The sequence below is a fragment of the Psychrobacter immobilis genome (assembly GCF_904846225.1).
In the GTDB taxonomy this organism is placed as follows: Bacteria; Pseudomonadota; Gammaproteobacteria; order Pseudomonadales; family Moraxellaceae; genus Psychrobacter; species Psychrobacter immobilis_F.
Genome location: NZ_CAJGZJ010000037.1, coordinates 1 through 11,160 on the forward strand (window position 1 = coordinate 1; position 11,160 = coordinate 11,160).

General features: G+C 41.6%; 11 protein-coding genes. 10 read left to right on the forward strand and 1 reads right to left on the reverse strand.

Annotated features, from left to right (window positions below):
* Positions 1-212 precede the first annotated feature (212 nt).
* Complete coding sequence (locus JMX48_RS13610) at positions 213-545, reverse strand: DUF3817 domain-containing protein (RefSeq protein WP_201538691.1); 333 nt, start codon at positions 543-545, stop codon at positions 213-215.
* Positions 546-1,130: 585 nt separating this feature from the next.
* Between JMX48_RS13610 and JMX48_RS13615 the strand changes: the two genes are divergently transcribed.
* From JMX48_RS13615 to JMX48_RS13660, 10 genes are all read left to right on the forward strand, one after another.
* A complete protein-coding gene (locus JMX48_RS13615; protein WP_201538693.1) occupies positions 1,131-1,922 on the forward strand; it encodes a putative hydro-lyase in 792 nt (263 codons plus the stop codon).
* A 176-nt stretch (positions 1,923-2,098) separates the two neighbouring features.
* On the forward strand, positions 2,099-2,617 hold the full coding sequence (gene accB / locus JMX48_RS13620; RefSeq protein ID WP_201538695.1) for an acetyl-CoA carboxylase biotin carboxyl carrier protein: 519 nt from the start codon (positions 2,099-2,101) through the stop codon (positions 2,615-2,617).
* Between the two features lie 85 nt (positions 2,618-2,702).
* The gene (gene accC, locus JMX48_RS13625) at positions 2,703-4,067 is read left to right on the forward strand and encodes an acetyl-CoA carboxylase biotin carboxylase subunit (protein WP_201538697.1); all 1,365 of its coding nucleotides are present in this window, start codon (positions 2,703-2,705) and stop codon (positions 4,065-4,067) included.
* 62 nt (positions 4,068-4,129) lie between these two features.
* A complete protein-coding gene (gene pxpB, locus JMX48_RS13630; RefSeq protein WP_201538699.1) occupies positions 4,130-4,783 on the forward strand; it encodes a 5-oxoprolinase subunit PxpB in 654 nt (217 codons plus the stop codon).
* A 71-nt stretch (positions 4,784-4,854) separates the two neighbouring features.
* Positions 4,855-5,778 (forward strand): biotin-dependent carboxyltransferase family protein, encoded by a 924-nt coding sequence (locus JMX48_RS13635; RefSeq protein ID WP_201538701.1) that lies wholly within the window; start codon positions 4,855-4,857, stop codon positions 5,776-5,778.
* On the forward strand, positions 5,768-6,505 hold the full coding sequence (pxpA, locus tag JMX48_RS13640; RefSeq protein WP_201538703.1) for a 5-oxoprolinase subunit PxpA: 738 nt from the start codon (positions 5,768-5,770) through the stop codon (positions 6,503-6,505). Before JMX48_RS13635 ends, pxpA begins: the two co-directional genes overlap by 11 nt.
* Positions 6,506-6,544: 39 nt before the next feature.
* The gene (locus JMX48_RS13645; protein WP_201538705.1) at positions 6,545-7,732 is read left to right on the forward strand and encodes an NRAMP family divalent metal transporter; all 1,188 of its coding nucleotides are present in this window, start codon (positions 6,545-6,547) and stop codon (positions 7,730-7,732) included.
* Positions 7,733-7,754: 22 nt separating this feature from the next.
* Positions 7,755-8,171 (forward strand): acetyl-CoA carboxylase biotin carboxyl carrier protein, encoded by a 417-nt coding sequence (locus JMX48_RS13650; protein ID WP_201538707.1) that lies wholly within the window; start codon positions 7,755-7,757, stop codon positions 8,169-8,171.
* 424 nt (positions 8,172-8,595) lie between these two features.
* Positions 8,596-9,465 carry an SDR family NAD(P)-dependent oxidoreductase gene (locus tag JMX48_RS13655; protein ID WP_201538709.1) on the forward strand — a complete coding sequence of 290 codons (870 nt, stop codon included), beginning with the start codon at positions 8,596-8,598 and terminating at the stop codon, positions 9,463-9,465.
* 106 nt (positions 9,466-9,571) lie between these two features.
* Positions 9,572-10,633 (forward strand): zinc-binding alcohol dehydrogenase family protein, encoded by a 1,062-nt coding sequence (locus JMX48_RS13660; protein ID WP_201538711.1) that lies wholly within the window; start codon positions 9,572-9,574, stop codon positions 10,631-10,633.
* The last annotated feature ends 527 nt before the right edge of the window (positions 10,634-11,160 follow it).

An 11,160-nucleotide genomic window follows, 5' to 3' on the forward strand; every position in this document is an offset into this window, starting at 1 on the left:
GGGTGGATGGAGAATAATCTACCTAAACTGTTTCATGATATGGGTTGTATCTCTTTTATTCTGGATTGACTATAGTATAACGATATATTTTTGAAAAAAGCAGTCTTGTTCTTTCTGCTTTTTTCTGTACAAACCTTTGAATATGTTGGTTATTTTTACGATAAAATTTTTTATCGTTGTAGTTGTATTATCTACAGTCGTACTCACTTTCCCTAAGTATTCGTCTTCTTTAAATTCTTTTTTAATACATGGTCAAATATAAACGGACCAAACGGCAAAAACGATCCCAGCACGCCTGCAGGTACCGCCCAAATGGGCATTTTTATTCTAAAGGCAGTAATCATAAGTAACACGATATAAGCAATGAATAACATACCGTGCGCCATGCCGACGTATTTCACCGCTTCTGGAATGCCCATCATATATTTTAGTGGCATTGCGATACACAGCAATAATAAAAAAGAAGTTCCTTCTAGATAGCCCATAATCATGAGGCTTTTTAACGTGGTGTTTTGTACTTTATTCAGATGAGGTACTGGTTCCATAGTTGACTGAGCCTGCGACACTGTATTTTCCTTTTGTTAATATCAATAAATCATAAAGAATGGAGCAATGGTGTATTCGTTCTTATGGGAATTGGCTGGCGTCTAAAGTGTTCAATAGTGCTGTTATTCTAATCGTTTCAAACGGCTATTAGATACGCATAGCTTGGCTCATAGTTTGACTCATATAGTTGGCGGTTCCTGCTCGATCATAGCTCTTGTTGTGTGAACAGTCAAAGCAGCGCTTTGTTTAATCCTTCCTCAGAGCCAATGCTAAAATTGTCCCATACTATGTTCAACTATAGCTAAGATATCTGCATTATCGTCAACTTGCGCTTTATCAAGAACCATTTTAGCAAACAGCAGTGCTTATTGACGAATTATCAAACATGCCTTAATTAAATATGGTTTCTGATGAGAAAGATAATAGGAATTGATGAGATATTGTAATCCTAAAAACATTCTGTTAACTTCTAATAGTAATGTATTTGCTGATATATGAAACAGTTCTATGACAAGGTGTCTTAATTTGGCATTTGTCGAGAGGCCTTATCTGCGAAAAATAATAAAGCGTAAAAGGGTATAAAAATGTTAGATTTAGCAAACATGACGCCAGCAGAGGTCAGAGCATTAATCAGTAAAAATGAAATTAACAAGCCAACTTCTGGTATGTGCACAGGTCACATACAAGCCAACTTAGTCATAGTGCCCAAAAATTTGGCCTATGATTTTTTGTTGTTTGCACAAAGAAATCCAAAGTCTTGTCCTGTTTTAGATGTCACCGATATTGGTACCTCAGAGCCAAAGCTAATGGCAAAAGGTGCCGACTTAAAGTTCGACGTCCCAAAGTATCGGATCTATAAGTTTGGCGAGTTAGTAGATGAGGTGTCAGACCTAACAGACTATTGGAGAGACGATCTGGTTTGCTTTCTTTTAGGGTGTAGCTTTTCCTTTGAGTCTGCCATGTTGAACGCCTCCATTCCTATCAGACACATTGAAGACAATCATAATGTGCCGATGTATATCACCAACATAGAAACCGAACCTGCGGGGCAGTTTTATGGAAAAATGGTGGTCAGTATGCGCCCGATACCTTATCAGTTAATCACGAGAGCAGTGCAGGCGACTTCTAGATTCCCTCAAGTACATGGTGCTCCCATTCATGTGGGAGATCCCAGTCTCATCGGCATAACAGATATTCATACGCCTGATTTTGGAGATGCCTCGATCATAAAAGAAGGCGAGGTTCCGGTATTTTGGGCTTGTGGCGTCACGCCGCAAAGTATCGCAATGACCAGCAAACCAGAGCTTATGATCACACATGCGCCAGGTTATATGTTTATCTGTGACCCTAAGGATGAAGACTTGGCGGTTCTGTAAGTCATACCAAACAGATCAGGATTATTCCTTTAATACATCGATACGCTTATAAGGACGCTCTGTGCACCACGTCTTAACTATGAATGGTTTCAAATAAAATATGAATGGTTTTAAATAAGAACAGTCATCTCACAATAATAATTGCTCACTTTTACTCTAATGGAATAGCCAATAATATGAATATTAACTTTGCAGATTTAGAAAAACTGATAAAACTGGCGGAAAAATCTGACATCAAGTCTTTAGAATTGACCGATGGCGATGCGCGTATCTCTATTGTTTGCCAATCTGATGGCAATGAAAACAGCAAACGCAATCCTAATGCACAAGGCTCCAATGTAGAACAGCGACCAGCAGCAAGTACCGCTGACCAAAAAATCAATAAAAGCAATGCCGACGATATAAGCACAAGTGTCAATGATGCTGATGAACCAACAACGAATGAGATTGCAAAAAACCAAGTATCAGCCCCTATGCTAGGGACTTTTTATCTGCGACCAGAGCCTACTGCCGATACCTTTTTTGCCGTTGGCGATCAGATAGAAGCAGGACAGACGTTATGTATCATTGAGGCAATGAAGATGATGTACGAGGTCAAGGCAGACACTAGCTGCATTCTTAAAGAGATCTTAGTTGAAGAAGGTGACGTTGTAGAATATGCGCAGCCCTTATTTACTATATCGCCAAACGGTTAGCGCCAAACAGTTAAAGTCAATCAACCCTATACCAGTAACACCACATAGATACTGTATTTGACACTATATTTTTAGGAAAACAGACATGTTCTCAAAAATCTTGATTGCTAATCGTGGCGAGATTGCCCTACGTATTATCCGAGCTTGTAAACAGTTGGGTATTCAGACTGTCATTGCTCATTCTGAAGCAGATAAAGACTCACTACCTGTCCGCTTGGCTGATGAAAAAATATGTATCGGTCCTGCCAATGCAACACACAGCTACCTTAATCAAAGAGCGCTTGTTTCCGCGGCAAAAATCACCAACGCTCAAGCCATCCATCCAGGTTACGGTTTTTTGTCCGAAAACGCAGATTTTGCAGCTTTGATCGAAGACTCAGGTCTGATATTTATTGGGCCAACGGCAGACAATATTAGCAAAATGGGCGATAAAGTCGCTGCAAAAGAGCAAATGACAATTGCTGGCGTGCCATGTGTTCCAGGTTCTGAAGGCGCTTTACCTGCCGATGCGGATCAAGTTATCAAGATTGCCAAAGACGTCGGCTATCCGGTGATTATCAAGGCGGCAAGCGGTGGTGGCGGTCGCGGCATGCGAGTGGTCGAAAAAGAAGCCGATCTACTAGTTGCCATTTCTATGACGCAGACAGAAGCCAAGGCCAATTTTGGTAGTGCCATCGTTTATCTCGAAAAGTACTTACAAGCGCCTCGGCATATTGAAGTACAAGTGCTGTCTGATAGTCATGGTAATGCTATCTACTTGGGTGAGCGTGACTGCTCCATGCAGCGCCGCCACCAAAAAGTCATTGAAGAAGCGCCAGCACCTGGTATTACTGAAGCGCAGCGCGAGCAGATAGGGAAAGCTTGCGTGACAGCGTGCCAAAAAATGCAATATAGAGGGGCGGGCACGTTTGAGTTTTTATACGAAAATGGCGAGTTCTTTTTTATCGAGATGAACACTCGAGTTCAGGTAGAGCACACCATTACCGAGATGATAACGGGCGTTGATATTGTTCAAGAGCAAATAAAGATAGCGGCAGGATTGGCACTCACGCATAAGCAAAGTGATATCACGATTACTGGACATGCTTTTGAGTGTCGTATCAATGCGGAAAATGCGGAGACGTTTTTGCCAAACGCGGGACGTATAGATTATTGTCATATGCCAGCAGGATTTGGGATTAGAGTGGACAGCCATGTCGAGTCTAACTATGTCGTGCCGCCATCTTATGACAGTTTGATCGCCAAAATATGCGTCCATGACCATTCAAGAGTTCAGGCGATAGCAAAAATGCGTGCGGCATTAGCAGAAGCGCAAATCACAGGCATTGATACCAATATTGATCTGCATCAACGGCTGTTTGAAGACAAAGTTTTTTGTGAGGGTCAAATGAGTATTCATTATTTGGCTGAATGGATACAAGACAATGTATCGAGCAAATATGAACCATAAAAACGATCGCCAAAGCTGAAACTAAAGCCAAACTTGACATAAAAATAATGGAGCGTGTCCTGATGGAACTACATTGGCAAATATGCAGTGAAACCAATCTAGCGTTGTTCTTTCCTAAGCCTATCACTTTAGACAAACAGCGAAAATGTTGGGCTTTGGCTGATATTATACAAAAAATGCCAGAAGTCATAGAGGTCGTGATAGGGATGAATACACTCAGTGTATTCACATGTTCATTGACGTTGATTGAGCTCAAAGCTTTTAAAGACAGGCTATTAGAACTACTCAATGACATCCCATCAAAAACCATCAACGGTAAGCATGTCGAAATTCCTGTACATTATGGTGGCAAGTATGGCCCTGATCTTGCTGCTATGGCAAATGACTTAAATCTCTCGGTGGAAGCTGTTGTCGATTTGCATACTGAGGCAACTTATACCGTGTATTTCATTGGTTTTCAGCCGGGATTTCCTTATCTTGGCGGCTTATCTGAATCGCTATATTTTCCAAGACATGCGATACCCAGAACCCAAGTTCCCGCAGGCTCAGTTGGTATCGGTGGCGAGCAAACAGGGGTTTATCCTTTTGAATCCCCCGGTGGTTGGCAATTGCTGGGCCAAACCGACACAGCACTGTTTGATTTAACCAAAGATTCCCCGACGTTACTTAATGCAGGTGATACTTTGACATTTACAGCGATTGATATTCATCAATAAGAGTAAGGCAAAATAGGCGCCTTAAAATAAGTGATGCACGAATAAAAAATATAAATTAATAGGTGATATCAATGAAAATTTTAGCCGCAAGCGCCCTTGCTAGCATCCAAGATTCGGGACGTCTGGGCTATCGTAGCATGGGTGTGGGTAAAAACGGCGCGATGGATAGCTGGGCGCTACAAGCCGGCAACGCGTTGATAAAAAATAAGCTCAACGAACCAGCGATTGAAATTGCTTTGGGCAATTTGACCGTTCAATTTGAAGAAGACGTCAGCTTTTGTTTAACGGGTGCCTTATACGAGGCTTATTTAGATGACAGGCGTATTCCTTGTTATTGGCGTGTCAATGCAAAAGCCAATCAAACGCTCAAACTGGTACGCCCGCTACAAGGCATGTATACCTATTTGTGTGTGCATGGTGGTTTTGATATTGAACCAGTGCTGCAATCGACTAGCACCAATACTAAAGCGGGCTTTGGTGGCTTTAAAGGTAGATTTCTTGAAGCCAATGATACTCTAAGCGTAAAGACGGCCTCAAGCTTGCCTGTGATTGGAGTGACTCGCATTGCGCCAACTCAGGTTATTAGAGTGATAAAAAGTAGCGAATATGAGTGTTTTACCTCCGACTCCCAAAAAGCGTTTGAAACCCAGCAGTGGAAACTACAAAGTAACAGTAATCGTATGGGCTACCGCTTGGCTGGGACATCAGCGCTTGAGTTTATTACGCCTATACAAATGAGCTCACACGGCGTGGATATCGGGATGATTCAAGTACCACCGCAAGGACAACCCATTGTTTTGATGGCAGACGGGCAAACGACGGGTGGCTATCCCAAAATTGCGACTGTCATTAACGCAGATATCGGACAGATGGCACAAATTCGGTTCGGCAAAGCGTGTCAGTTTGCTGTAGTAGATTTAGAACAGGCTTTGCGTGAGCAACAAAAAAGACAACATTACATTAATCAAATTAAGGAATATGCTCATGAAAATTGATTTGAACGCCGATGTCGCTGAAGGCTGCGGGCAAGATGATAAGTTAATGACGATAGTCAGTTCTGCCAATGTTTGCTGCGGTCTTCATGCGGGTTCTTATACCGAGATGTTAGCCACTTTGCAATTGGCCAAAGCAAACAACGTGAGCGTGGGTGCACATCCGGGTTTAAATGATAGAGAGAACTTTGGCCGTATCCATCAGCCGTTAACTGAAACCGATTATCGCGCCTTGTTAACGTATCAGCTGGGCGCAACCAAAGCGCTCTGTGATTTGGTTGGCGTACCTTTAGATTATGTGAAACCACATGGGGCCTTGTATAACCAAGCCGCCATTGATGAAGCGTTGTCAGATATTTTGGTGAGCGAAATCAAAAGGTTTGATCCCAACTTAAAAGTAATGGGTTTGTCAGGTGGACACCTTGTAAAGTCTGCAAAAAAACACGGTTTAGTGTCGATATCAGAAGTATTTGCTGACAGAAACTATGAAAAAGACGGCTCATTGGTTTCTCGTAGCAAAGAGAATGCGCTAATAACGGATACTGATGAAGCCGTTAAGCATGTATTGCAAATGGTAACTGAGGGCACCGTTACGAGCGTTTGTGGCCAAACAGTGCCAGTAGAGGCGCAAAGCATTTGCTTACATGGTGATGGTAAACATGCCATTTTATTTGCTCAGGAGATCAAAAAACAGCTAGAGCTCAAAGGTATTAAGATATCCGCCCAATAATAATTTGATCGATCTATTTCATCTAACACAAGGATGTTTATGAGTACCTTAAAAAAGCACAATACCGCCATTTTGGGCGCGGCCTTTTTGATGGCCACATCAGCGGTAGGACCGGGTTTTTTAACGCAAACGGCCACTTTTACCGAAAGTTTAATGGCAAGCTTTGGCTTCGTTATTTTAATATCTATCATCATGGATATTGGCGTACAGCTTAATGTTTGGCGCATCGTCGCTGTCTCTAAAAAACGTGCACAAGAAATTGCGAATTTAGTATTTCCGGGCGTCGGTTATTTGCTGGCTTTTTTAATTATCGCAGGCGGTCTTGCTTTTAATATTGGTAATATCGGCGGTGCAGGGCTTGGCATGCAGTCCATGTTCAATATATCGCCTATTACGGGTGCATTGATTAGTGGGGTTATCGCTGTTGCGATATTCTTAGGCCGAGAAACGGGGCCTTTGATGGATAAATTCGCTCAGCTCATGGGCTTTATTCTCATTGTATTGATCATTTACGTGGTATTCAAATCCGATCCGCCATTGGCAGAGGCCGTTACTAAAACCATTATGCCGGACAAGATTGATGCAGTCGCTATCGTCACTTTGGTGGGCGGTACAGTTGGGGGTTATATCACCTTCTCAGGGGCGCATCGCTTGTTAGAGGCTGGCGTGAGCGGAGAAGAAAATCTAGACGCAGTTACTCGAAGCTCCGTCTCTGGTATTTTAATTGCCTCTATTATTCGCGTATTTTTATTCCTTGCCGTGTTAGGAGTCGTTTCTCAAGGCTTTTCCTTAGACCCTGCAAACCCAGCAATGTCGCCCTTTGAATATATCTTGGGCAACGCAGGCAAGGTTGTTTTTGGTATGGTAATTTGGGCCGCCTCTGTGACGTCTGTCATTGGTGCTGCTTATACTTCTGTCTCTTTCATGACCAATTTTCATCCGTTTATTGAAACCTATAAACGTTATTTTATTATCGGTTTTATCGTTATCTCAACATTGGTGTTTGCCACTATTGGTAAGCCCGCCCAGATACTGGTACTCGTCGGTACGTTAAATGGTTTGGTGTTACCTATCGCTATGGTCATTATCCTCATTGCTGCCTATAGAAAAAATATCGTCGGTAATTACAAGCATCCTATTTGGATTGCGGTATTTGGTTGGTTAATCGCTATCGTTATGAGTATTTTAAGCGTGATGACTATCGCCAAATATCTTGGTATGAGTTAATCATTCAGTTAAGGGGTTTATGATGGATATAGAGCAAATAGCACGTGTGGTCAAAATGGTCGAGAGCAGTCAATTGCATCAAGTAACGATTGCAGACAACGGACAGTCTATCACGGTGGTTAATAATGTAGACTCACAGAATAGCGCCAATCCTATAGAAGCTGTGCCGACTCACAAGCTTGATAATACTTCTGAACTATTAGAGGTATGCGCGACTTATGTAGGACACGTTTACTTAAGTGAAGACGATACAACTGATAAACTGGTTAAGAAAGGCGACTATATCGAAAAAGGTCAGACGATCTGCTTCATTGAAGAGTTGACGCGCCTGTTGCCTGTTGTCAGTGATAAAGAAGGCATCGTCGATACTGTCTTAGTTGAACATGGACAGAATATCGAATACGGTCAAGCTGTTTTAACGTTAGTCATCAATCAGTGATCAATTTTGCCATGTAATTTAAGCCATTATCAATTATTTGAACTCTAGTAAGCACTTACTTGCTAGGGTTTTTTATTATTAATCATATCTTTATTCTGCTTAAATATAGTTAAAAAAATAAAAGTGCGACAGTATTGCTGGAATGAATTTTTCGAAGCCTCTGTCTGCAATGGCACAGCAAGTGAGAAAAATTTATTCCAGTAGTATCTGACTATTAATGTATCGATTTAACTTTTCACCGACTACAAAACAAATAATCGCTTAAAAATCCGCTGCTTTCAAAAGAACATTGACAGTATTTTTGGTTGTGGCTACTGTTTGAATCACAACACTTTCATTACAATGCGCGTTATTACGACAGATAAAATAGAACACGTATCCAAAACTGAAATAATAATTCAAACAATAAGGGCGGTTTATGACTATGAGTAAAATTAAGACTATTTTAATTACTGGTAGCACGGATGGTATTGGCAAATTGGCAGCTTTAAAACTCGCAGAAGCTGGGCATCAAGTATACTTGCATGGCAGAGATGCTGACAAGCTTGCCAGCGTCATTGCAGAAGTCCAAGTGGTAGCGACAGGCGAAGCGGTCAATAGTATTGATGGATTTGTGGCTGATTTCTCCGATCTAACGGATGTACTCAAGATGGCAGCAGAAGTGACTGAAAAGCTGCCAAAACTTGACGTACTCATAAACAATGCAGGAATTTATACCACGGCATCAGCAATGACCAAAGATGGTTTGGATGTACGCTTTGTGGTGAATTACCTAGCGCCTTACGAATTGACCAACGCTTTATTACCTTTACTCAAAAAATCTGGTGAAGCTCGTATGGTGAGTCCACGCATCATAAATCTGAGCTCAGCGGCTCAAGCGCCCATATCCTATCAGGCACTTTTAGGGCAACAGAATCTCGATGACAAGGCCGCCTATGCTCAAAGTAAGCTGGCACTAACGATGTGGAGTATGAATTTAGCTGACACAGTCGCGAGCCATGATATAAACGTAATCGCTGTCAACCCAGGCTCGCTCTTGAACACAAAAATGGTCAACGAAGCTTATGGTGAGTATTGGTCATCAGCGGACAAAGGAGCAAATATCCTAACGGAGCTTGCTATCTCGGATGAGTTCGCTGGCGACACAGGTAAATACTTTGATAATGATATCAAAGATGGGGCACATGGTGATGCAAAAGGCGCGTTTGGGCAACCGCATGCCGACGCGTTAGACAAAGAAGCCATTGCAGAGCTTGAGCGCCAAACACAGCAGGTATTGCAATCGTTGTATTAAAAATATATTGGCCTCATATTAATCGCTATTGAGTAGATTGTTGTCCACGTGATAACACTACTCAATCTATTTATTATTAGGAATAAAAACAATGCAAACTCAAACGATAAAAGCCATTGGTTATCAAGACAATCTAGCGATCGATAATGAACAGTCGCTAGAAGATATTACCCTTGATAAACCGACTGCCTCAGGTCACGATATTCTGGTGGAAGTCAAAGCAATATCAGTCAACCCAGTGGATTATAAAATCCGTCAATCGCGTCCTGCACCAAAGGGTGAGTATGCGGTGATTGGTTGGGATGCTGCTGGTACTGTGACGGCTGTCGGCGAAAAGGTCAGTCTGTTCTCAGTAGGGGACAAGGTATATTACGCGGGCGATTTAACCCGCTCGGGTAGCAACGCTGAGTATCAACTGGTTGATGAGCGTATCGTTGGGTATATGCCAGCATCGTTGTCTTTTGCTGAAGCGGCGGCGCTGCCGTTGACGACGATCACCGCATGGGAGATGTTATTTGATCGTTTACAAGTGCCAGTTTCTAAAAACGTTGTGGGCGCTGAAGACATAGCGAGTCAGAATAGCGCTGATGCGACTGATGTATCGATACTGGTGATTGGTGCGGCAGGCGGTGTTGGTTCCATCTTAACGCAGTTACTAAAAACACGAACGTCTGCCACGATTATCGGCACCGCTTCGAGAGATGAGAGCGTACAGTGGTTAAAGGATTTGGGCGCAGATCATGTGATTAACCACCACAATCCTCTATTTGATGAGCTGCAAAAGACAGGTATCACGGAAGTAGATTATGTGATCAGTCTCAATAATACTGAAGAGCATTATGAAGAAATCATTAAATGCTTGAAGCCACAAGGTAAACTTGGACTCATTGATGATCCAAAATCATTAGATGCCAATCTTCTTAAAACCAAAAGTCTAAGCTTGCATTGGGAGTTTATGTTTGCACGCTCTATGTTCCATACGCCAGATATGATTAAACAGCACCATTTATTGACGAATGTCGCAAAAATGATTGACGCGGGCGAGATTAAAACCACGGTTGCCTATCATCTTGGTGCTATCACGGCTGAGCATTTACGCAGCGCGCACCAAATGCTAGAAAACCAGCAAGCCCATGGCAAGATTGTATTAGAAGGCTGGCTTACATAAGTTTTCTAGCTTTAGAATGAATCATATTAAAATTAAAAATCACTCTCGCTTAAACGGTCAGGGTGATTTTTTGTATTTGAGCGGCTATATAATTATTGACAATAATTCGCATTAGTATTAATATTTAATTTTTTAAACATATGTTCTCTAATTTTAGATGCTGAACATTTATTCATAAAATGCAGTGAATGGATATCTTTACAAGAGAGTCCAATTATATTAATTAATAGGAATTTGAATGCGTAAAACGGTATTGAGCTATCGAAAGGGCAGTTATCGAAAAACGTTTATTTTTATTCTAATTATTGGTTTTTATTGGCTAATAGATTCTCTTGTGACCAAAGATATATCATCTGTTTTAATAGGATTAGCCTTATGTTTATCAGTGCTAAAACAAGTTGTCATACCTGTAAATCTTAATCTAAATATATTTTCACCGAAAAAATACGCTATAGTCAGTCTTTTATAAATAAGATACAATGCTTTTAAAATAAGCGAAGTAGCAGAAGAATCCATGACCTATTCAG

Excerpts from the sequence above, each read along its gene's own strand:
- JMX48_RS13610 (WP_201538691.1), bottom strand. The coding sequence starts at position 545 with ATGGAACCAGTACCTCATCTGAATAAAGTACAAAACACCACGTTAAAA.
- accC (WP_201538697.1), top strand. The coding sequence starts at position 2,703 with ATGTTCTCAAAAATCTTGATTGCTAATCGTGGCGAGATTGCCCTACGT.
- pxpB (WP_201538699.1), top strand. The coding sequence starts at position 4,130 with ATGGAACTACATTGGCAAATATGCAGTGAAACCAATCTAGCGTTGTTC.
- JMX48_RS13645 (WP_201538705.1), top strand. The coding sequence starts at position 6,545 with ATGAGTACCTTAAAAAAGCACAATACCGCCATTTTGGGCGCGGCCTTT.
- pxpA (WP_201538703.1), top strand. The coding sequence starts at position 5,768 with ATGAAAATTGATTTGAACGCCGATGTCGCTGAAGGCTGCGGGCAAGAT.
- JMX48_RS13655 (WP_201538709.1), top strand. The coding sequence starts at position 8,596 with ATGAGTAAAATTAAGACTATTTTAATTACTGGTAGCACGGATGGTATT.
- JMX48_RS13635 (WP_201538701.1), top strand. The coding sequence starts at position 4,855 with ATGAAAATTTTAGCCGCAAGCGCCCTTGCTAGCATCCAAGATTCGGGA.
- accB (WP_201538695.1), top strand. The coding sequence starts at position 2,099 with ATGAATATTAACTTTGCAGATTTAGAAAAACTGATAAAACTGGCGGAA.
- JMX48_RS13650 (WP_201538707.1), top strand. The coding sequence starts at position 7,755 with ATGGATATAGAGCAAATAGCACGTGTGGTCAAAATGGTCGAGAGCAGT.
- JMX48_RS13615 (WP_201538693.1), top strand. The coding sequence starts at position 1,131 with ATGTTAGATTTAGCAAACATGACGCCAGCAGAGGTCAGAGCATTAATC.